The 22,226-nt window shown below is 47.4% G+C and carries 24 protein-coding genes; 23 read left to right on the top strand and 1 reads right to left on the bottom strand.

Annotation, left to right across the window (positions count from 1 at the left end; genetic code table 11):
* Nucleotides 1-27: 27 nt before the first annotated feature.
* From ACTHRH_RS06020 to ACTHRH_RS06065, 10 genes are all read left to right on the top strand, one after another.
* On the top strand, nt 28-561 hold the full coding sequence (locus tag ACTHRH_RS06020; protein WP_186328265.1) for a ComF family protein: 534 nt from the start codon (nt 28-30) through the stop codon (nt 559-561).
* 213 nt (nt 562-774) lie between these two features.
* Nucleotides 775-1,191, top strand: coding sequence for a TIGR03826 family flagellar region protein (locus ACTHRH_RS06025; RefSeq protein WP_144934283.1), 417 nt, complete (start codon nt 775-777; stop codon nt 1,189-1,191).
* An 81-nt stretch (nt 1,192-1,272) separates the two neighbouring features.
* On the top strand, nt 1,273-1,557 hold the full coding sequence (gene flgM / locus ACTHRH_RS06030; protein ID WP_144934281.1) for a flagellar biosynthesis anti-sigma factor FlgM: 285 nt from the start codon (nt 1,273-1,275) through the stop codon (nt 1,555-1,557).
* A 26-nt stretch (nt 1,558-1,583) separates the two neighbouring features.
* Nucleotides 1,584-2,081, top strand: a complete 498-nt coding sequence (locus ACTHRH_RS06035; RefSeq protein ID WP_144934279.1) for a flagellar protein FlgN — start codon at nt 1,584-1,586, stop codon at nt 2,079-2,081.
* A gap of 17 nt (nt 2,082-2,098) precedes the next feature.
* Complete coding sequence (flgK, locus tag ACTHRH_RS06040) at nt 2,099-3,682, top strand: flagellar hook-associated protein FlgK (RefSeq protein WP_440414562.1); 1,584 nt, start codon at nt 2,099-2,101, stop codon at nt 3,680-3,682.
* 26 nt (nt 3,683-3,708) lie between these two features.
* The gene (gene flgL / locus ACTHRH_RS06045) at nt 3,709-4,605 is read left to right on the top strand and encodes a flagellar hook-associated protein FlgL (protein ID WP_150959389.1); all 897 of its coding nucleotides are present in this window, start codon (nt 3,709-3,711) and stop codon (nt 4,603-4,605) included.
* A 12-nt stretch (nt 4,606-4,617) separates the two neighbouring features.
* A complete protein-coding gene (locus tag ACTHRH_RS06050) occupies nt 4,618-5,190 on the top strand; it encodes a DUF6470 family protein (RefSeq protein WP_150959390.1) in 573 nt (190 codons plus the stop codon).
* 83 nt (nt 5,191-5,273) lie between these two features.
* A complete protein-coding gene (gene fliW, locus ACTHRH_RS06055; RefSeq protein WP_150959391.1) occupies nt 5,274-5,720 on the top strand; it encodes a flagellar assembly protein FliW in 447 nt (148 codons plus the stop codon).
* Nucleotides 5,721-5,723: 3 nt separating this feature from the next.
* Complete coding sequence (csrA, locus tag ACTHRH_RS06060; protein ID WP_150959392.1) at nt 5,724-5,963, top strand: carbon storage regulator CsrA; 240 nt, start codon at nt 5,724-5,726, stop codon at nt 5,961-5,963.
* Between the two features lie 203 nt (nt 5,964-6,166).
* Nucleotides 6,167-7,354, top strand: coding sequence for a flagellin N-terminal helical domain-containing protein (locus ACTHRH_RS06065; protein ID WP_440414566.1), 1,188 nt, complete (start codon nt 6,167-6,169; stop codon nt 7,352-7,354).
* A 480-nt stretch (nt 7,355-7,834) separates the two neighbouring features.
* Here the strand turns inward: ACTHRH_RS06065 and ACTHRH_RS06070 are convergent, their stop codons facing one another.
* Nucleotides 7,835-8,122: a hypothetical protein gene (locus ACTHRH_RS06070; RefSeq protein ID WP_440414568.1), complete on the bottom strand. Its 288-nt coding sequence runs from the start codon at nt 8,120-8,122 to the stop codon at nt 7,835-7,837.
* A 356-nt stretch (nt 8,123-8,478) separates the two neighbouring features.
* Here ACTHRH_RS06070 and ACTHRH_RS06075 point away from each other — a divergent pair, with 356 nt between their 5' ends.
* The 13 genes from ACTHRH_RS06075 (at nt 8,479) to ACTHRH_RS06135 (ending at nt 22,125) form a co-directional block, all read left to right on the top strand.
* Nucleotides 8,479-9,957, top strand: a complete 1,479-nt coding sequence (locus ACTHRH_RS06075; RefSeq protein WP_440414625.1) for a flagellar hook-associated protein 2 — start codon at nt 8,479-8,481, stop codon at nt 9,955-9,957.
* 41 nt (nt 9,958-9,998) lie between these two features.
* Nucleotides 9,999-10,385, top strand: a complete 387-nt coding sequence (locus tag ACTHRH_RS06080; protein ID WP_440414570.1) for a flagellar protein FlaG — start codon at nt 9,999-10,001, stop codon at nt 10,383-10,385.
* 29 nt (nt 10,386-10,414) lie between these two features.
* On the top strand, nt 10,415-10,795 hold the full coding sequence (gene fliS / locus ACTHRH_RS06085) for a flagellar export chaperone FliS (protein WP_440414572.1): 381 nt from the start codon (nt 10,415-10,417) through the stop codon (nt 10,793-10,795).
* 10 nt (nt 10,796-10,805) lie between these two features.
* Nucleotides 10,806-11,141 (top strand): hypothetical protein, encoded by a 336-nt coding sequence (locus ACTHRH_RS06090; protein WP_440414574.1) that lies wholly within the window; start codon nt 10,806-10,808, stop codon nt 11,139-11,141.
* 299 nt (nt 11,142-11,440) lie between these two features.
* Nucleotides 11,441-11,638 carry a cold shock domain-containing protein gene (locus tag ACTHRH_RS06095; protein WP_144934259.1) on the top strand — a complete coding sequence of 66 codons (198 nt, stop codon included), beginning with the start codon at nt 11,441-11,443 and terminating at the stop codon, nt 11,636-11,638.
* A gap of 150 nt (nt 11,639-11,788) precedes the next feature.
* The gene (gene hpf, locus ACTHRH_RS06100; protein WP_144934257.1) at nt 11,789-12,340 is read left to right on the top strand and encodes a ribosome hibernation-promoting factor, HPF/YfiA family; all 552 of its coding nucleotides are present in this window, start codon (nt 11,789-11,791) and stop codon (nt 12,338-12,340) included.
* Between the two features lie 225 nt (nt 12,341-12,565).
* Nucleotides 12,566-15,073 carry a preprotein translocase subunit SecA gene (gene secA, locus ACTHRH_RS06105; protein ID WP_440414577.1) on the top strand — a complete coding sequence of 836 codons (2,508 nt, stop codon included), beginning with the start codon at nt 12,566-12,568 and terminating at the stop codon, nt 15,071-15,073.
* Between the two features lie 102 nt (nt 15,074-15,175).
* Nucleotides 15,176-16,301, top strand: a protein-coding gene (prfB, locus tag ACTHRH_RS06110) for a peptide chain release factor 2 (protein WP_144934253.1) whose coding sequence is annotated in 2 segments (ribosomal slippage) — nt 15,176-15,247 and nt 15,249-16,301 — 1,125 coding nt in all. Because the reading frame shifts where the segments join, the coding sequence is not laid out codon by codon here.
* 151 nt (nt 16,302-16,452) lie between these two features.
* Entirely contained in the window at nt 16,453-17,346 is an 894-nt protein-coding gene (locus ACTHRH_RS06115; protein ID WP_440414627.1) for a YitT family protein, read from the top strand.
* A gap of 205 nt (nt 17,347-17,551) precedes the next feature.
* Complete coding sequence (gene argC / locus ACTHRH_RS06120) at nt 17,552-18,601, top strand: N-acetyl-gamma-glutamyl-phosphate reductase (RefSeq protein WP_144934251.1); 1,050 nt, start codon at nt 17,552-17,554, stop codon at nt 18,599-18,601.
* 22 nt (nt 18,602-18,623) lie between these two features.
* A complete protein-coding gene (gene argJ, locus ACTHRH_RS06125; RefSeq protein ID WP_440414580.1) occupies nt 18,624-19,850 on the top strand; it encodes a bifunctional glutamate N-acetyltransferase/amino-acid acetyltransferase ArgJ in 1,227 nt (408 codons plus the stop codon).
* A gap of 196 nt (nt 19,851-20,046) precedes the next feature.
* A complete protein-coding gene (argB, locus tag ACTHRH_RS06130) occupies nt 20,047-20,844 on the top strand; it encodes an acetylglutamate kinase (RefSeq protein ID WP_144934247.1) in 798 nt (265 codons plus the stop codon).
* 84 nt (nt 20,845-20,928) lie between these two features.
* Nucleotides 20,929-22,125 (top strand): acetylornithine transaminase, encoded by a 1,197-nt coding sequence (locus tag ACTHRH_RS06135; RefSeq protein ID WP_440414582.1) that lies wholly within the window; start codon nt 20,929-20,931, stop codon nt 22,123-22,125.
* The last annotated feature ends 101 nt before the right edge of the window (nt 22,126-22,226 follow it).

Consider the following 22,226-nt stretch of genomic DNA (forward strand, 5'->3'; position numbering starts at 1 on the left):
TGTACTCGGCGCCAGGAGACTTATTTTGTGAGAAATCGCAGTGCCGTGAAGTACGACTCTGTGATGAAGGACTTGCTGGCGCTGTATAAATACCGGGGAGATGAACGGCTTCAAACGATTTTTTCTACGATGCTTGTTCATGCTTTTCACCTTCTTCTGCAAAGCGAGAAGCTGTCGATTGAAGATTTCCGCTGTATTACATATGTTCCGGTGAATGAGGAACGCCTGGAGGAACGGGGGTTTAATCAGGCGGAGAGGTTTGCGTCCGGGTTGGCGAACAAGCTTCGGCTTCCCGTCCGGTGCACACTTATACGTACTCGCAACACCCCCAAGCAGAGCTTTAAAACAAGGCAAGAGCGGTTATCCGATCTGCAGGATGCTTTCGCCCTTCATCCGTCCTTGTATGATGATCCCTTATGGCTGGACAACCCTTCCCAAAGGCCAATGAAAGTTATTTTGGTCGATGATGTTTATACAACCGGAAGCACCTTGAATCAATGCAGCCGGCTATTGGCTTCATATAGGAATGCACAAGTGTATGGTTTGACCTGGGCCAGATAGCATCGGGCGCTTGATGGGAATGACTGATGGATTGTCGGGCAAATCTTTATCGTAGTATATACGAAAAGCTATACAAAGACGTTAAAAGCCGATAAACTATATATAAAGAAAATCAGCTTAAGCGAAGCTGATTTAGAGAAAACTTGATCCGATCGATGTGATATCGGGAACAGAGAGTAAGGGAAGGGTCGTTGAGGATGGGAGGTTGCTTCATTGGGATTGAACGTTGATAATTGTCCCCGCTGTGGCAAAGTCTATGTGAAAAATTATAAAGACGTATGTCCGTCATGCATCAAAGAAATTGAAAAGCAGTATGAGACTTGCTATCACTATTTAAGGGAGAACCGGAAGGCCAATTTACAGGAGCTGCATGAGGCTACGGAAGTCCCTTATAAACAAATAATCAGGTTTATCAAGGAAGGCCGGATATCGATTCATAATATGCCTAACATGTCTTATCCTTGCGAGGTATGCGGAACGATGATCCGCGAACATACGATGTGCGACTCCTGCCGTAGAAGGCTGGTGAAGGACATTCAGCATACACTGGCGGAAGAGAAGGAGAACGAAGACAAGGAGGCAGGGATGGGATTTAACATACAGGATCGGCTCAAGAACCGTTTTAAATAAATCTAAACTATGAAGTATTTCGTGCCGATAAAGAGGGTGAAGGGTTTATCGGCTTTTTTTATTTGCAAATGAGGTGAGATTATGAAAATTAACGATATACAGCGCATAGGAGCGATCAATCCTTATCAGAGGAATCAGAACGCCTATGCCCAAATACAAGCGGGCAAGAAGGGCAAGCCGAAGGATGAAGTTCAGATTTCACCTGAAGCGAAGGAGCTCTTAAGCTCCAGGACCGAGCCGGCCTCATCGGAGGTCAGCGAAGCCAGGAAGAAGAAGGTGGAGGATCTTAAGAACGCCGTATCTACCGGGACGTACCATGTGGAAGCAGGCAAGATAGCGGAGAAGCTCTATCCTTATATTAAATAAAGCTTTATGGAGATCAGGTGAACCTTATGGCAATAAAGCAGTTAGTTCATGTATTGAACAAGCTGGACGAAATTCATGCCCTGCTTCTGGAATCCGGTGAACAGAAGAAGCAAGCCCTCATTCGGAATGATGTCGCCGCCCTCAACCAATTGGTTCATAACGAGAACAAGTTGATTAAACAGATCGGTCAGCTTGAACAGCAGAGAGCGGTGGTAACGAACGATTTTCTGTTGTCCAAGGGATATAAGCCGAGTGATCGGATTACGGTAGCCGAAATAGCCAAGCTTATATTTAATGCGGAGGAGAAGGGTGCTCTGCTGGAGGCCCAGGGGAGACTTGTAGACACACTGCACCAGCTTAAGCAGCTTAATGAAGCGAATCAGGAGCTGGTGAAGCAATCTTTGGCCTTCATTGAATTTTCCATCGATGTGATGTCGGGTTCCGAGGAAGACTGGTCCTATCGGCATCCCGATCAAACAGCGTCTAAAATACAGAGATCCGGGCTTTTTGACACGAGAGCGTAAAGGAGGCAGCCATCAACGTGAGATCTACTTTTCATAATCTGGAGACGATCCGCAGAAGTTTATTTACTCACCAGACTGCACTGTCTACAACCGGGCATAATGTGGCGAATGTAAATACCCCCGGTTATTCCAGACAAGTGGTCAATATGAGGACATCCCTGCCGTTGGAGCCGGTAGGAATGCAGCGGACGAACATTCCGGGACAGTTGGGGACCGGGGTGGAGTTTGATTCGATTACCCGGGTGCGAAACCAATTTCTGGACGACCAATTCCGCAATGAGGTCAAACACTTCGGAAGCTGGTCCATACGGGCGGATGCATTAAGCAAGCTCGAGGGGGTCGTTAACGAGCCATCCGATACCGGACTAAGAACGGTGATCGACAAGTTCTGGAAATCGTGGAACGACCTGGCCAAGGATCCGGAGAATCCGACCGGACGCAAGCTGGTTAAGGAATCGGCGATTGCGCTCGCGGATGCCTTTAATTTTGCCAGCAAGCAGCTTAAAGATCTTCATGCGGATTTAACGAGCAGCATTGAAGTAAGAGTGACCGAGATCAATTCTCTGGCTGAGGGCATTGCGAGCTTGAACCGGGAGATTCAGAGGATCGAGGGGCTGGGTCATAATGCCAATGACTTGCGGGATCAGAGAGATTTACTGACCGACCAATTGGCGCAGATTGCCAACATTCAGGTTCAGGACGGCCCTCAAGGGTATACCATTGATTTGGCCGGGGCTAATTTGGTTCAATACAACAATGTGACTCCGACAACTGCGGCCAATTTGGAAGCGGCTTTCACCTCCGGAGCGCTGAACGGCGGAGAGGTTCACGGGATGATTGTTTCCCGGGACCGGTATGTTGCCGACTATTTGAATCAACTGAATCAACTGGCCAATACGATTGCAAACGGAGAGGTCACCATCACTCTGCCTGAAGGATCCGTGCTGCCGAATAATACAACCGTCAATCGAGTCATGCCGGACGGTACGGTGCAGCCGGTTACTCTGACCGGAGCCAACAGGGAGATTGGTCCGGGCGGGATGAAGATTGTCGTCAACGGACTTAACGGCTTGCACAAGCTTGGCTATACGCTGGGAGACCCGATTCAGGCGGGCGGGGATTTCTTCACCTCCAAGGATGGCGGGCCGATTACAGCGGAGAGCTTTCAGCTCAATCCGGATATTGCCGCTAACCCCGAGAAGATCGCCTCCTCCCTGCGGACGGATACATCAGGCGGAAGCGAGAAAGTGGTCAAGGGGAATAATACTCTGGCTCTGTTGATGAGCGGCTTGCGGGACGCCTCTTTTCAATTCGGGACGGGGGCCAATGCCTCTTCCGGTTCGATAGACGAACATTATCGCTCCATTGTAGGGCAATTGGGTGTTCAAGCCCAGGAAGCGAACCGTTACCTGGATAACCAGATTTCGAAGGTGGCCCAGATTGATGGGGGCCGGCAATCTGTCAGCGGGGTATCCATTGATGAAGAACTGGGCGACATGATTCGTTTCCAGCATGCTTATACGGCCGCAGCGCGGATGATGACGGCTTTCGACGAGATGTTGGACAAGGTGATCAACGGCATGGGAGTCGTTGGCAGATAACAGTTTGAGATGAAGGAGGGAATGGAATGTCCTTGAGAATTACACAAGGCATGATGAATACTCAGCTCATGCGCGACCTGAATCGGAACCTGGGCCGGATGCAGAAGCTGCAGGAACAAATGAACAGCGGCATGAAAATCAACCGACCGTCTGACGACCCGGTAGGAATCACCTATGGCTTGAGATACCGGAGTGAGCTGTCCACCAATGAGCAGTATAAGGGGAACGTAAGCATGACTAATTCATGGCTCGAGCATACCGACTCATTGCTTAGTCAGACAGAGGGCATCTTCCATCGTTTGAAAGAACTGACCGTGAACGCATCAACAGATTCGAATCCGGATGAGGCTCGTGATGCGATCCATAAAGAGATTAAGGAGCTCCGAGAGCAATTACTAGATATTGCCAACAGTCGATTGAACGGCAAATACGTGTTTAATGGGCAGCTTACCGATCAGCCACCGTATACGTCTGACAATGCAGCAAACGACGTAACAGATGCGACATTGATTCCATTGGAACTCGGTACCAAGGTTCAAGTTTCGATTAATCTGTCGGGGAATGATATTTTTGGTGAGCCGGGAGCAGAGGATAATGCATTTCAAATCATTGATCAGCTATTAATCTCCTTAGAGAATGGGGAAGTTGAGGATATAGGAAATGCCTTGGACAAGATTGATTCCAGGCTGGACCAAATTTTATCCATGCACGCTGAAGTAGGAGCCAGAATGAACCGGGTTGAGCTGATAGAAAGTCGATTGAAGGATCTGGAGATTAATCTGGAAACGATGCAATCGAAGGTAGAGGATGCCAACTATCATGAATTGCTCATTCAATCGAAAATTAATGAAAGCATTTATCAGGCATCCTTGTCCGTCGGAGCGAAAATTATTACTCCAACACTTGTAGACTTCTTAAGATGAGGAGAGGGATAGATGATGCTTCCTTTCCCTTCGATTGAGATTCGTCAACAATTTGCGAAGATTGGGGTAGAAACAAGCCGGGGAAGTATGTCGATCAGACAACACAGGGCAGATATGGAGATCGAGACGACCCCGGCTAAATGGGAAATCGAGACTCGTCAAGGAGAGTTGTTCATAGATCAAAGCGGAATATGGGCATCTATGGGGTTGGATAACATTCTTGAGTTGAATCAACGAATTTATTCCCAGTCGAAGGAAATTGCTTTGCAAGGGTTAGCTCGTATAGTAGAGGACGGAAATCGGATGGCAGCCATTCATCTCGAGGGCAACGCCTTTGCGGAAATTGCCCAAGAACGCATGTTTCAAGAGGTAGGTGTCGAGGTACGGGCGCCTGCCAGCTATCCGATGGTGAAGATGGAATATAAGGTATATAAACCCGATATTCAAGTAAAAGAAGGCTCTTTAAATATACAAGCCCGCGTGAATCTTCCGGAGATTGAGTATACCCGCGGCAAGCTGGATATTTATATGCGGCAATACGCATCGGTAGAAATAATTCCTCCGCAAATCGATTTGTTGAAATAATCCGTTATAATGAGCTATAGATGAGAAATGGTCTATAGCTTTTTTGTTTTTTTACTTTAATGCAATCGGGAGAGTGAGAAGCTATGAAACTATCAACTGTAAGATTAGGTGAATTAGAGATTCAGGAAGATCAACTTATATATTTCAAACAAGGGCTTCCTGGTTTTGAACACTTACGTCAATTCGTTATACTTCAGCCGGATGAACAAATTCCTTTTTCCTATTTGCAATCGGTGGAAGATGGAAATATATCGTTTATCATCGCAGATCCTTTCATGTTCTATCCGGAGTATTCCTTCGAACTCCCCGAGAGTACTAGAGAGGAGTTGGAAATTGAGGATGAGAAGGTCGTTCAGGTCGCAGCTATTATCTCTGTTCGGGAACAGTTGGAATCGGCTACTATTAATTTGCAGGCCCCTCTCGTCATCAATACCGCTCAAAAGCTAGGCAAACAAGTGATTCTTCATGATTCAGCCTATAAGCCTAAGCATGCTTTGATTCGTAATAAAGATGAGATGGGGGAGGGCTAAGCCATGTTAGTGTTGACTCGCAAACCGGGAGAATCAATCATGCTGGGGGATGATATTGAATTAACGGTCATTGGAATAGAGGGGGAACAGATCAAGCTCGGCATTAGCGCGCCTAAAGCAATCAATATCTATCGTAAAGAAGTGTATCTCAACATCAAAGAATCGAATAGGGAAGCGGTTGATAGCAGGATTTCGATTGGGCAGATAAAAAATCTGATGAAAAAAGGAGGATTGAGCAGATAAAGGCAGGTATATAGGACAATGGATGCGTAAAATATCGAAAATTGAGAGATTAAGGGCAAATTTGCGGTTTTTGACTCCTTCATGAAAACCTTCCAACTAACGATAAATATGTATAGAAGCTATTTCTGTCAGGTGCGGCCGACCTGATGGAGAAAGCGACCACATGGATGTGGACTATACAAATTTCAAGGAGGAAGAACTCAATGATTATCAATCACAACATTTCTGCTCTGAACACTCACCGTCAATTGGGTGTGAACACAAGCAACTCTGCTAAAAACCTGGAGAAGCTGTCTTCCGGTTACCGTATCAACCGTGCTGGGGATGACGCTGCCGGTCTGGCAATCTCTGAAAAAATGCGTGGACAAATTCGCGGTCTGCAAATGGCTTCCAAGAACGCTCAAGACGGAATTTCCTTGATTCAAACGGCTGAAGGCGCTTTGACTGAAACTCACGCAGCTCTGCAACGTATGCGTGAACTGGCCGTTCAAGCAGCCACAGATACCAACGAAGGTGTAGACCGTCAGAAGCTGCAAGCAGAAATTGACGAGCTTTCCAAAGAAATCAAGCGGATCTCCACCGATACCGAGTTCAACAACCAGAAAGTGTTGGATGGTACTTTTTCCGACAAAATCTTCCACATTGGTGCTAACTCAGGTCAAAATATTAAATTGAGCATTAATAATATGGGTAATAGGGAATTGGGTATTGCGGGAAAAGTGGGATCCGATCAAACTGCAACTGATATTTCTGCTATAATTAATAGTAGAGATGCTGCTAATGACATTACAATTGAGTTTGTTGCTGCAACTGATGCTGATAATGAAGCAGTTGACTCCACTACTGTTGTATATGATAAAGAAACTAATAAGATTACCGTTACTTTAGCCCAAGCAGCAGGAGATGCTTCCGGTGCAGGTACTATCACTGCAACGAAGGCTGAAGTAATAGCTGCGCTTAAAGCATCTGGTGCTCCAATAATTATCAGAGCGGATGAAACAGCAACAGACCTAGATAATCAACTTTCTGCAGCCCCGAGCAACATTACAGTTATTAAATCAGATGCTAGTAAGGTTGATGATACTATTGGTGTAGATATCTCCACCCAAGCAGCTGCAGACAAAGCGATCACTACGATCAACAACGCTCTGAATAAAGTATCCGAAGAGCGTTCCAAGCTGGGTGCTAACCAAAACCGCTTAGAGCACACCATCAACAACCTGGGGGCAACTGCTGAGAACTTGGCAGCTGCCGAATCCCGTATCCGCGACGTAGATATGGCGAAAGAGATGATGGAGTTCACGAAGAACAACATCCTGACTCAAGCAGCACAAGCTATGTTGGCTCAAGCGAATAGCCTGCCTCAAGGAGTGCTTCAACTCCTAAGGTAATCTATTCAAGGGCGTCTTGGCGGGCAACGGCCAAGAGAATGACTGGGTGAATTGCTGGAACTTCCTAAGAGCCGCTTCTCGACAGCGGAACCGGAAACGGTAAACGTGAACGATGAACAAGCAAGCGGATTGGATAATCAGCAGCCAAGCTCCTGTTTCGAAAGAATGGAGAAGGTTCAACGACTAGGGTAGACCACCTAAGGCCAAGGCTATGGTGATGAAATCCGTAGGGTGGCTTTTTGACAGGCCATTCGAAGTGCCCAGCCCCTTACCCAGAGTATATGGATGAGGGTGAAGATATAGTCTACGCAATGCTCGAAAGACATTGATGCGCGGCAAGCAAACCAACAGCCTCAAGGTGTTCTGCAACTTCTTCGTTAATTTATACATTCCAAGAGTGGCCGCTATTCCAAGCGGCCACTCTTTCTTACCACATTAGAAAGTTTAAGTTCATTAAAGCATTAAAATGGGAACAACTTTCTAATTGGCATATAAAGCTACCTTTAAAACCGGGTTATTCGTCTTCGAAAAGGCTCCGTTAGGAGCTTTTTTTAACTCTGCAAGTTTATAGACTACCGACCAGTAGGTTCGGCCTAGTCTCTCCGCAATAATCTTGTCTGCTACGCCGTCTTTTTTGGCAAAAATCATCGTTTCAATTTCCCAGGATTCATATTTTTTGTTTCTCTCAGAAGAGGAAGCAATAATGTCGTAACCGGGGTATTGATTAGACAGGATCCATTGTTCTTGCTGGAACCTCCACTCCCCCATCAATGATTGCTTCCATTCCCGGTATTTCCTCTGCCCCTCTCCATAATGTTCACGATAACTCGCATTTCTTCTTGAATAGGATATAGTTTACTGATTTCCCCATCCCCAATAATGCTTGCAATAAGTATATTGTGCTGGCCAATTGAAAGATTTAATGGATTGTTCATAAAAGCAATAATCCCCTCTCCTCAATAAACACGAACACATATTCCCATTCTAATGCGTTTATTGTGATCTTCCAATAAAAAATCATACAAAATCTCATTTTTTTTATTGAAGCTTCCGATAAAAAAGATAAGTTGTATAAAATTACGGATTATATATTGAAATATTAAAAGAAGGTGATAGTTTTGGTAATGAGAGTCGGCGGGTTAGCCACGGGTATGGACATCGATATGATGGTCAAGGAATTGATGAAAGCGGAACGGATGCCTTACGAGAAGTTGAATCAGAAGAAACAAACCTTGGATTGGCAGAGATCGGCTTATCGTGAAATTAACAGTAAACTGCTGGAGTTTCGAAACTTGGCGTTCGATATGACGCTTAACAAGACCTTTAATGTTCCCAAGCTTCAGTCTTCCGACGAAAGTGTTGTTTCGGTAACCGGAAAATCGGTAGACAATGGGAGCTATAGTATATTTATTGAACAACTGGCGACCTCTGCTTCCCTTACGTCTAAGCAACTTAAAAAACAAGATGCTCAAGATGGAAAAGTGGACTATTCAACTACATTAAAAGATTTAGGGTTTAATGGAGAAGGTAGTTTCAAGATTAATGATGTTGAAATTAAAGTTAATGACACGGATAATATAGCTAATTTATTGGACAAGGTCAACAGTCAAGCAGGGAAGACAGGAGTAAAGCTAAATTACGATGCTACTCTGGAGCGATTGTTTTTTACATCAAGTAAAACCGGTAGTGATTCTAAAATTGAGCTGACCAGCGATTCAGATGTGCTGCAGCGTTTGCAATTATCTGACGGTAATTCAGCGGAAGCCACCGGGAAAAATGCAATAGTAAAGTACAATGGCAGTGATGATACCTTCGAGTTTTCCACCAACGTCTTTACCATTAACGGAATGACTTTTACAGCCAAAAAGGCCCAGAGTTCAGGAGAGCAGCCAATTAATATTTCGGTGACTCATAACACCGATGCCGTAGTAGACAAGATTAAAACCTTCGTAGAGAAATACAATGAATTGGTTGATCTGGTCCACGGGAAATTAACAGAGAAGAAATATCGTGACTATCACCCGCTATCCGATGAAGAAAAAGAAGCCATGAAAGAAAAAGATATTGAACGATGGGAGGAAAAGGCCAAGAGCGGACTGCTTCAGAGCGATCCTCTATTGAGAACGGTTATGAGCGAGATGAGACTAGCTTTGGCCGAACCGTTCAAAGGAAAACAAGGAGAGCTTTCCATTCTGAAAGAAATAGGTATCACCACAGGGGATTACCGTGAGAACGGAAAGCTTCATCTGGATGAAGAAAAGCTACGCCAGGCGATTGTGGAGCGCCCAGAGGAGGTCACCAGACTATTCACTTCCGATGATGGAACTAAGTCCACAGTGGGAGACGGGTTTGCAACGCGGTTAAACAACGTATTGAAAGCTTCTTTGGAGCATTTGACTAAAAAAGCAGGAACAGCTGACAATTTAACCGACAACAGTTTTTTAAGTAAAGATATTCGTAACATTGAGGACAAATTAAAAGAGATGTCCAAACGTCTGTTAAGCGTCGAAGAAAGATATTATCGACAGTTTACGGCGATGGAAAAGGCGATAAACCAAATGAATAGTCAAAGTGCTTGGCTTGCACAACAATTTGGCGGTTAATACCCAACTATTAAGTTATGTTCAGGAAACGGAGGAATACAATGAACGCGAATTTGCCAATCCATGATAAGATTGGGAATGGCGTGGTGGAGAGGATTATCTCTCCCTCCACTTCCCAAAGCATTTCAGAGCGAATGTTATCTTCAATAAAGACACTCAAGCAATTAAAGATGGCAGAGATGAATGGAGAAAAAATCTCCATCAGTGACGAACAGCTGATACTTGCTATTGATCGGGCAATCAAATCTATGCAGGGAAGGCCTACTTCGTTGGAAGTCTCGGTTCATGAGAAGACCAACCAAATCATGGTTAAAGTTTTGGATAATGAAACAGGTGACACAATTAGGGAAATTCCTCCGGAAAAGACACTGGACTTTATTGCAAAAATATGGGAATTGGCTGGGTTAATTGTAGATGAGAGAAGATAGTTTCTATCGCTAGACTGGAGGTTTACAAAATGTATCAAGCGCAGGCGAACAGAAACAAATATTTGGAAACATCAATTCAGACAGCAACACCCGCTCAACTGCTAATCATGTTATGTGACGGGGCTATACGGTTCTGTAGAGCAGCTATAGAGGCTATTAAAGTTAACGATATGTCCAACGCTCATCAGAATTTACGCAAAGCTCAGGATATCATTTCAGAGTTTGCCGCTACATTGGATAAGAATACGTCTTTTTCTGAAGATTTGCTTAGACTCTATGATTATTTTCTTCATCGATTAGTTGAAGCCAATATGAAGAAGGAGATTGAACCGATTGAAGAAGTGATGGGCTATTTAATAGAATTGAGAGAGACTTGGGTGCAGGCTTCCAAGCTTTCCACTGTTTCTTGAGGGCAGACTCATGGAAAATTTAATTGCTAATTTGGAAAAATTGACGAAAGGCATTGTGGATAATTTAGATGGTGTTACTTATGAACAATTAGAAGATTTCGTGCAGCGGAGAGGCGAAATTATTGCGAAGCTTCAATCCATTCCTTTTTCCCAAATATCCATAAATCCTTATCGTGTGCAGATCCAAAGCCTCCTAAAGTACGATTCAATCATTATTGCCAAGATGGAGGAAATAAGACAGGAAGCAAATGAAGGCTTATCCAAAATTTCCATTGGAAGGCAGCAAAAGGTCGGATATGAGTCAGTTGGCCCTTATGACAGCGTGTTTTTCGACCAGAAAAAATAACCATTTAAAGTATACCGTTGGAGATATCCGGCGGTTATTTTTTTGCGAAATTCAGCACAACAAGACCAAGATATACACACAGCCGGTTATCCCAAGCCTGTGGATAATGTGTATAACTTTGTGAATAACTAATGAAAATAAGTTTTCAGCCTGTGTATAAAAACGTTAATGAAATGTGAATTGTGTATTTTCTGATAATTGTCCTTAATTGTATATTATTGACAATCTCTTGAAACGGGTGGTATAGTCAAGGTGTGAATGCGTTTCACATTCAATTGAATAAGAAGGGAATGTTTCGAATGCAAGGTAAAGTAAAATGGTTTAACGCAGAAAAAGGATACGGTTTCATTGAAACAGAAGAGGGCGGGGACGTATTCGTACATTTCTCAGCAATTCAACAAGAAGGCTTCAAATCCTTGGACGAAGGACAAGCCGTAGAATTTGATATTGTAGAAGGCGCTCGTGGGCCTCAAGCAGCTAACGTAACCAAACTGTAATTTATCCGGTTGTCTGCCGATATCTCATATAGAAGGTTACTTTGGAAGCTATTTCTACCCCGGACATCCCGGGGTTTTTTCGTGTTCTTATGCTTTGAAGTATGGCGTAAAATGGATTATAATAGGAATTAGAAGGGAGGAGTTGTTACCATGAAATATAACATTCGCGGCAAGAATATTGAAGTGACCAATGCATTAAGGGAATATGTTCAGAAGAAGCTGGACAGGCTCGAAAGGTATTTTGAGCAACCCGTCGCTTCTGAGGCCAATGTGACCTTGAGTGTGGTCAAAGACAAGCAAAACGTGGAAGTAACGATCCCTCTAACCGGCGTATTGTTAAGGGCTGAGGTCCGGGGAAGTGACATGTATGCTTCCATCGACCTGGTCGTGGACAAGCTGGAACGACAAATCCGCAAGTATAAAACTAGAGTAAACCGTAAGCTCCGCCAAGAAAGCGGAATGAAGAACTATTTTATCGAGGATTCCGAAACTCAAGCGGTTGCACAGGAAGAAGAGGAATTTGAACTCGTTCGTACTAAGCGTTTTACTTTGAAGCCGATGAATGTGGAGGAAGCCATTCTCCAGATGAACATGATTGGCCACAGCTTCTTCGTCTTCTCCAACTCGGACGACTCCGAGAATGTAAATGTAGTCTATCGGCGCCAAGACGGCACCTACGGGTTGATCGAACCTGCCAGATAACCGTTTTCCCAATGCCTGGTCCTCTTATGACGGATCGGGCTTTTTTTGATATACCATATCCAGGAAATATTCAGGACAAGGGCCTTATTACATCCGGTCTTCCTATGCAGTCATTATGTAATGGCGGCCCCTTTTCTTTCCTGTTGTTGCGGCTTTAAGAGCAAACTGTTACAATTTCTGTATACTTGTCTTTTGTGAATTTTCACTGTTGAAAGGGGCAAACCCATGCTAGGACTTGTTAAGAAAATATTTGGCGATTCAAACGAACGTGAAATAAAAAGAATGCTCAAGACCGTAGAACAGATTAATCAGATGGAGCCTAAGTTCGAGGTGCTGTCCGATGAACAGCTGCGGGCCAAGACCGACGAGTTCAAAGAGCGGCTGGATAAAGGGGAAACGCTGGATGACCTGCTTCCTGAAGCTTATGCGACCGTGCGGGAGGCTTCCAAGAGAACTTTGGGCAAGCGGCATTTTGACGTCCAGTTAATTGGAGGCATGGTTCTGCACGAAGGACGCATAGCGGAGATGAAGACCGGGGAAGGGAAGACATTGGTGGCTACCCTGCCGGTTTATCTTAATGCTCTGTCCGGTAAAGGAGTCCATCTGGTTACCGTCAACGATTATTTGGCGACCGTTGGTTGTGAGGAAATGGGCAAAATTTATACCTTCCTGGGTATGACCGTCGGGCTTAACCTCAATAATATGGACCATGCTCAGAAGCAGGCGGCTTATGCCTGTGATATTACTTACGGGACGAACAACGAATTCGGCTTCGATTATCTCCGCGATAACATGGTTCTGTATAAGGAACAGATGGTCCAGCGTCCATTGAATTTTGCCATCATCGATGAGGTCGATTCAATCTTGATTGACGAAGCCCGGACCCCTCTGATCATCTCGGGGCAGGCGGCCAAATCGACAGATCTGTATTATGCAGCTGACCGGTTTGTAAGCGGACTGAAGGCGGAAGAGGACTACACCGTAGATATCAAGATGCGTTCCGTTACTTTGACCGAAGAGGGCGTAGCCAAGGCGGAAAGAGCCTTCGGCATCGAAAACCTGTTTGACCATCAGAATGTCACGCTCAACCACCATGTCACGCAAGCTTTGAAAGCACATGTAATAATGAAGAGAGATATCGACTACGTCGTTCAAGACGATGAAGTTGTTATTGTTGATGAGTTTACAGGGCGCCTTATGACTGGCCGACGCTATAGCGAAGGCCTCCACCAGGCTATTGAAGCGAAGGAGAAGCTTAAGGTTCAGAATGAAAGCATGACCCTGGCGACTATAACCTTCCAGAACTATTTCCGCATGTATCAGAAGCTGGCGGGAATGACCGGTACGGCCAAGACGGAAGAAGAGGAATTCAAGAAAATTTACGGCCTTGATGTTATTGTTGTCCCGACAAATCGTCCGATGATTCGTAAAGATATGCCGGACGTAGTCTATAAATCCATCAACAGCAAATTTAGGGCAGTGGTGGATCAAATAGTAGAGCGGCACAAGAATAAGCAGCCTGTGCTCGTAGGTACCGTATCGATCGAGAATTCCGAGCGCCTGTCGGATATGCTTAAGAAGAAGGGCGTGCCTCACAAGGTTCTGAACGCGAAATATCATGCGGAAGAAGCGGAAATCGTCTCTCGGGCCGGTCAACCCGGCGCCGTAACGATTGCCACCAACATGGCGGGACGCGGAACCGACATCTTGCTCGGGGAAGGAGTAGCCGAGCTTGGCGGTCTGCATATTATAGGTACGGAAAGACACGAGAGCCGCAGGATTGATAACCAGCTTCGTGGACGTTCCGGACGTCAGGGAGACCCAGGCTCCTCTCAGTTCTTCCTGTCACTCGAGGATGAATTGATGCGCCGTTTCGGTGCAGAGAATATTATGGGAATGATGGACCGGCTCGGGTTCGAGGAAGATCAGGAAATCGAAAGCCGCCTCATTACGAAGGCTATCGAATCTGCGCAGAAACGCGTGGAAGGCAACAACTTCGATGTGCGCAAGATCGTCCTGCAGTATGACGACGTCATGAACCAACAGCGGAATATTATCTATAAGCAGCGCCGGGAAGTGCTCGAATCGGAGAATATCCGTGAGATTACTCTGAATATGATCTACCCGGTCATCGAGAGAATAGTCGAAGCACATTGTCCGGGCGACCAGGTTCCCGAAGAATGGGATTTGCAGGCCGTTGCCGATTATGCCAACGCCACCTTCCTCAAAGAAGGAACGCTTACCGCAGATGAGCTGTGGGGCAAAGAGAAGGAAGAAATCATTGAGTATATTAAAGCCAAGGTTCTCGAGCAGTACGAGGAAAGAGAACAGGAAATTGGCCAAGAATATATGCGCGAGTTTGAGAAGGTCGTTGTGCTTCGGGCCGTGGATAGCAAGTGGATGGACCATATCGACGCGATGGACCAGCTTCGCCAAGGAATTCACCTCAGAGCCTACGGCGGAACAGACCCGCTGAGAGAGTATCAATTCGAAGGGTTCGAAATGTTCCAACAAATGATCGAGAGCATTCAGGAAGAAGTTGCTACTTATATAATGAAAGCTCACGTCGAGACGAACCTCGAAAGAAAGGCCGTGGCTGAAGGTCAGGCGGTCAATCCGAGCGGTGAGCCTCAAGCTAAGCGGCCTGTGGTTAAGAAAGAGGATAAAATCGGCCGCAACGATGCTTGTCCTTGCGGAAGCGGGAAGAAATATAAGCAATGCTGCGGCAAGTAAGCGAATTTCGTCAGCATAAACTATCCAGACACTGAACAGCCCGGTATCAGCTCCATGGATACCCCAATAACCACGATGACTAATATGAAAGAGGTGTATGCTATGATCGACAGCAGTTGGAAGCATAGCTTGAAAGAAATGGCAAGGCGAATACTTGAATTACGGGGGTCTCTTTGACTTAGATTACAAGCATGAACAGATTGCCGATTTCGAGGAAAAGATGAGCGCTCCCGATTTCTGGGACGATAATGAGCGTGCTCAGAAGCTGATCGCCGAGCTCAATGCGGTCAAGGATGTGGTGGCCGAATTCGAAGCTCTGTCCAAAGAATACGAAGACCTGGAAGTTATGATGATGCTGGCCGAAGAGGAAAACGATGAGGGCATGCTCGAGGAACTCGAGGCCGGCGTTGCTCAACTTGAGGAGAAGCTTCAGAACTATGAGCTTCAGCTTCTGCTCAATGAGCCTTACGACCGGATGAACGCTATTCTCGAGCTTCATCCGGGGGCCGGCGGCACCGAATCCCAGGATTGGGCGGAGCTGCTGCTCCGGATGTATAGGAGATGGGCGGAGAAGCACAACTTTAAGGTCGAGGTACTGGATTATCTGCCTGGAGACGAGGCTGGGGTGAAGAGCGTCACTCTGCTGATTAAGGGCTACAATGCTTATGGGTATCTGAAGGCCGAGAAGGGAGTTCACCGTCTGGTCCGGATTTCGCCTTTTGACGCGTCGGGAAGAAGGCATACTTCTTTCGTATCCTGCGACGTCGTTCCGGAAATCGATGATGATGTAGAGGTGGGGATCCGCCCGGAGGAGCTGAAGATCGATACGTACCGCTCCAGCGGGGCCGGAGGCCAGCACGTCAATACAACCGATTCCGCGGTCCGGATTACCCACTTGCCTACTGGAATCGTGGTAACCTGCCAGACGGAACGGTCCCAGATCAAGAATAGGGAACGTGCGATGAAAATTCTTCGCTCCAAGCTTTACGAGAAGAAAATTGAGGAACAACGTCAGCATTTGGCGGAAATTCGTGGAGAGCAGCGGGAGATCGGCTGGGGAAGCCAGATTCGTTCCTACGTTTTCCACCCATACAGTATGGTTAAGGATCACAGGACCCAAGCGGAATCCGGAAACATTGGAGCAGTCATGGACGGAGAAATCGATTTTCTGATCGATGCTTATCTTCGCCATCAGATTGACAAGAAACCGGATCGGGAATCGACATAAACTTAACATCTATGTAACATCCTACACATAAATGAAATGTGTAGGATGTTTTTATGCAGATGCGAAAGAGCTGTCTTAAGCGATTTATAAAGAGGTGGGACTGTTGAGCAGGGACAATGACAACAACAGAGAAGGAAATCAGGGGGGAGGGATGGAAAGAAGCGGGGGGTCAAATAAAAATAGAGATAGATTCAAATCCCCGGCTCTTTCCGCTCCTTCGCTGATAACAGAATACGTACTGCTGTTCATCGGTGCTTTCATTATGGCTCTTAGCTTTAATGTGTTTCTGAACCCGAATCAGGTCGCTTCCGGCGGGGTTGCGGGAATATCGACTATCGTTCAGCATGTAACGGGCATCAAGCCGGCTTTCATCCAATGGACCCTTAATGTCCTGCTTTTTGTCGCGGGCTTTAAATTTCTGGGTCGGGATTTCGCCATTAAAACCGCAATCGGCACGGTAGCGTTTCCCTTATTCGTGCTTCTGACGGAAGGAATGCCTTCTCCGACAGATAACGTGCTGCTGGCGTCCTTATACGGAGGGATTCTGACGGGGATCGGATTGGGGGTCGTCTTCAGGGCCAGGGGATCGACAGGAGGATTGGCGCTGGCTTCCCAACTAATTCACCGTTATACAGGCCTCAGCCTGGGAGTAGCCGTGGCTTTGCTGGATGGACTGGTAATATTGACGGCCGGCCTTGTTTTTTCTCCCGAGAAGGCTCTGTATGCCTTGATCGGACTGTACGTCACGAGTAAAACGATCGACCTTATCCAATCGGGCTTTAATTTCTCTAAAGTAGCCTTCATTATATCTAAGGAAGCCGACAGTCTATCCCAGGCGGTGCTGGTCGACCTAGACCGTGGCTTGACCAAGCTGCAGGGGCTGGGGGGCTATACGGGTGATGAGAGAATGGTCCTCATGGTCGTCTTGAATCAATCTGAAGTCTCGCGGTTAAAGACCATTGTCAAGACGGTAGACCCGAATGCATTTGTCATCATCAGCGACACTAAGGAAGTTTTGGGAGAAGGGTTTAAAGTGAACGGCTAAATATGTAAAATAGAAGGGTCGATAAAATAGCTGATTGAATTTTTATACCACAGGACGTATAATAATACATAAGTTTTTTTATTCAAATATAAGAAAGTATAAGTTTCACCTTATACTTGTTCTTATAATTTCATCGGTAAACGCGATTGTCAAAAGGACGGCAGTAGCCGTTTATCCTTGGTTGCATGGAGGAGGGGCTTAGATTATGAATTCATCGATAAGAGCGGCCATTATTGGTTCCACCGGATATGGCGGGGTGGAGCTGATTCGTTTTTTGTTAAGGCATCCCAATGTGGAGATTACATCGGTTATATCTTCATCGAGTGCGGGAAAACCGCTGTCTGACGGGTTTCCCCATTTAAGAGAAATTATAGTAGATCATTTGGATGCCGTTGATATTCCTTTAATCAAGCAGAAGGCGGATGTTGTGTTCGCGGCGACACCGCACGGAGTAAGTGCCGAGCTTGTTCCCCAGCTGCTGGATGCAGGGCTGAAGGTTATTGACCTGTCCGGGGATTTCCGTTTGAAGTCGCCGGCTGTCTATGAAAAGTATTATAAGCGCAAAGCGGCGGATGAGGTCTACTTGGCGAAGGCGGTTTACGGTCTGGCCGAAGTGTTCGGTGAACAATGCCGCGATGCCGATTTTATTTCGAACCCGGGCTGCTACCCGACGGCCACCCTGTTGGGTCTGATCCCGGCCGTGAATGCCGGCTGGATTGATCCTTCGACGATTATAGTTGACGCTAAATCGGGTGTATCCGGTGCAGGCAGGGGGTTAAGCCAATCGTTCCATTATTCGGAAATGAACGAGAATTTCCTGGCCTACAAGGTGAACCGGCACCAGCATACGCCTGAGATTGAGCAGGTGTTAAGCCAGATTGCCGGCAAGGAAGTGCTGACGACATTCACTACCCACCTGGTTCCAATGACTAGAGGGATTCTCAGCACGATGTATGCCCAGTTGACGGATTCCAAAAGCGATGAGGAGTTCATCGACTTGTATCGCGAATATTATAAAGGCCGGCCGTTTGTCCGAATTCGTCCATCCGGCCAATGGCCCGCAACTAAAGAGGTATGGGGCTCCAATTATTGCGATATCGGATTTTCCGTAGACGAGCGTACGGGCCGGGTGACGATCGTTTCTGTCATTGACAACCTGGTTAAGGGCGCTGCCGGGCAAGCGATTCAAAATTTGAATCTGATGATGGGTTGGGATGAGACTACCGGTTTGGAATTTACTCCGGTCTACCCGTAATGATGAGGAAAGGTGAACCAGAATGAATGATCATGAGCAATTTACTGTCGTGCCCGACGGCGGCCTGACGACGCCCGCGGGTTTTCGGGCAGGCGGCCTTCATTGCGGGCTGAAGAAGGTGGAACGCTACGACTTGGGTGCGGTCGTTTGCGAGGTACCGGCGGCTGCGGCCGCGGTTTACACGCTTAACGCTTTTCAGGCGGCACCGCTTAAGGTAACCCGGGAGAGCCTGGCTGCCGGAGGCAAGCTGCAGGCTGTCGTTGTCAACAGCGGTAACGCTAACGCATGCACGGGCAAGCAAGGAGAAGAGGATGCCCGAACTATGCGTGCGGCCGCGGCCCAAGCGTTCGGCGTGGAGGAGCATCTTGTCGGGGTCGCCTCCACCGGCGTTATCGGCGAGCTGCTGCCGATGGATAAATTGGGTGCGGGCATCGCCCGACTTCCGGAGCGGGTAAAGCTTGACGGCAGCGACGATTTCTGCCAGGCCATTCTGACGACCGATCTGGTTCAGAAGATGATCTGCGTCAAGGTTACAGTGGATGGACGTCCGGTTTATATCGCCGGAGCGGCTAAAGGTTCGGGGATGATACATCCGAACATGGCCACGATGCTCGGGTTTATTACGACCGATGCGAATATCGATGCGGATCCATTGCAGAAGCTGCTCAGCGGGGTGACGGATTCTACGTTCAACATGATTACGGTGGACGGGGATACGAGCACGAACGACATGGTCGTGGCCATGGCAAGCGGATTGTCCGGCAGTGCAAAGCTGGCGCCGGGCCATCCGGACTGGGAAGCCTTCGCGGCAGGCTTCCGGCATGTGAGCGAATATTTGGCGAAGGCAATTGCCCGGGACGGAGAAGGAGCGACCAAGCTGGTCGAGGTGCAGGTGAACGGAGCGGCCTCGATAGAGGCGGCGCGGGCTATCGCCAAGACCATCGTGGGATCGAGCCTCGTCAAGTCTGCCTGTTTCGGGGCCGATGCGAACTGGGGACGGATTATTGCAGCCGCCGGCCGAGCCGGTCAGCCGATCAACACGGAGACGGTCGATATACGCATTGGCGACATATCGGTGCTTGAGCAATCGCGACCCGTGAAATTCGATGAGGAGCGGGCTGCCGAGTATTTAAAGGGCGATCTGGTAGAGATCCATGTCGATCTTCATATGGGAACACATCAGGCTACGGCCTGGGGCTGTGATTTAACCTATGATTACGTGCGGATTAATGCGGCTTATCGGACTTAATAAGGCATTTATTAACTTTAATAGATATATAGGCAAGAAAGCAGTCTGGACGCCAATATTCAATGAAGTCAAGAACGTGAGGGATAGGTGTCCACTGCTCCTGCAAGGGTCGTTTTCATCCTGAAGGATGAAGGATTCAGAATAACGCTACGACATAACTTGTGTTGATAGCAGCGTGAGGAAAGCAGGTGGAGTTATGAGTTACCATTGTTTTGTTATTAAATGCGGAGGCAGCACTCTGGCGGCTCTTCCGTCTTCTTTCTTTGACGACATGAGGAAGCTGCAGCAGGAAGGAGCTATCCCGGTCATCGTACACGGCGGCGGACCGGCTATTTCCAGCACACTTGAGCAATTGGGCATTGAATCCGTGTTCGTTAACGGTCTGCGCAAAACAAGCGAAGAGGTGCTGGATGTCGTTGAGATGGTGCTTGCCGGACGGATTAATAAAGAAATTGTACGTAAAATCCAAGAATCGGGGGCTAAAGCCCTTGGTTTGTCCGGAGTCGATGGCCAACTGATTCAAGCCAAACCGGTGGATAACACGGAAGAGGTCGGCTGGGTCGGGGACGTTACGGCCGTCAATGCTGAACTGATCCAGGGGATTGTCTCCATGGGGTATATTCCGGTCATTGCTCCGATAGGAATCGGCGAGGATGGAAGCCAGCGGTTTAATATTAATGCGGATACGGCTGCAGGGGCGGTCGCTTCCCGAGTCGGAGTGGAGCGTATGATCGTCGTTACCGACGTGCCGGGGGTTATGAAAACCGTTGACGGGGAAAAGAAGGTTCTGCCATCTGTAACCGTGCAGGAAATCGATCAAATGATCGAGAGCGGGGAAATCTACGGCGGAATGATTCCGAAGGTTCGGGCGGCTGTGCAGTGCATACAGGGGCAGGTACGGGAAGTCGTCATTGTCGACGGCACGGTGCCGGAAGTGCTGAGCAAAGTCATACAAGGCGAAGCTATCGGCACGAGGATTGTTAAGGAAGCATGATCGTTATTTAACTAAAAATGGGAAATCCAGACTAAGTTCTGGATGAACATAATATATGCATTTTTAGACGGGAGGGAACAAACGATGGGGGAAGCAAGCAATAAGAGCTCTTTATTTCCAACCTATACCCGGTATCCGATAACCTTGGTTAGGGGAGAGGGCAGCCGGCTTTGGGATGATACGGGCAAATGTTATTTGGATTTGATGAGCGGTCTAGCCGTCACCAGCCTGGGGCATTCTCCCGCCCAAGTGAAGGAGAAGCTTGTAGCGCAGTTGGATGACTTATGGCATGTCAGTAATTTATTTCATATTCCTAATCAGGAGAAGCTCGCTAAGCTGCTGACAGATGTAAGCTGTGCGGATGCCGTCTTCTTCTGCAACAGCGGAGCGGAAGCTAATGAAGCGGCGATCAAGCTGGCGCGCAGATATCATCAGAAGGTGCTCGGAACCGGACGGTACGAGATCATCACCTTCAGACAGTCCTTTCATGGCCGGACCTTGGCTACCTTGACCGCAACCGGTCAGGAGAAAGTGCAGGAGGGGTTCCAGCCTCTTCCTCAAGGCTTTGTTTATGCACCGTTTAACGATGCATCTGCGCTATCCGGTTACATTACCGACAAGACGTGTGCTATCATGCTGGAGATGGTTCAGGCTGAGGGCGGGGTACGGATAGCGGAGCCCGAATTTGTTCAAGAAGTGGCCAGATTGTGCAAGGAGCACAACCTGCTGCTCATCGTTGATGAGATCCAAACCGGAATGGGCCGCACAGGGAAATGGTTCGCCCATGAGCATTACGGAATTGAACCGGATATCTTTACCTTAGCGAAGGCTCTGGGCAGCGGCTTCCCAATAGGGGCCATGCTCGGCAAGGAGAAGCTGAAGGAGGCCTTCGGCGCAGGAAGCCACGGATCTACCTTCGGAGGAACGCCTATAGCTACGGCCGCAGGGATAGCTACCGTAGAGACGCTTCTGGAAGGCAAGCTGTCCGAGCGGGCAGCGGAAATGGGACAATACGCCATGAACCGGCTGAGGGAAGAGTTGAACGGTCATCCTTTGGTTAAGGAAGTCCGCGGTCTCGGGCTGTTGATCGGTATCGAATGTCACGAGCCGGTAGCCGACATCTTGGCGAAGATTCATGAGCAAGGGGTACTGGTAGTATCGGCGGGCCCCAATGTTATTCGTCTGCTTCCGAGCCTGCTGGTTACGAAGGAAGAGCTCGATGAAGGCATTGCCGTCATCAGCAAGGTGATGGCCGGCTATTCGCTCGCCGTTAAAGAGTGAGAAACGATTACTAAATAATTATTTGTGCTTTGAGGCGCTGTCAATAGATCGGCATGAACAATTTCTTTTGAACTGCCGAAACTATTTTGAAGGAATCAACT

The sequence above is a fragment of the Paenibacillus sp. SAFN-117 genome (assembly GCF_051966115.1).
Classification (GTDB): domain Bacteria; phylum Bacillota; class Bacilli; order Paenibacillales; family NBRC-103111; genus Paenibacillus_L; species Paenibacillus_L residui.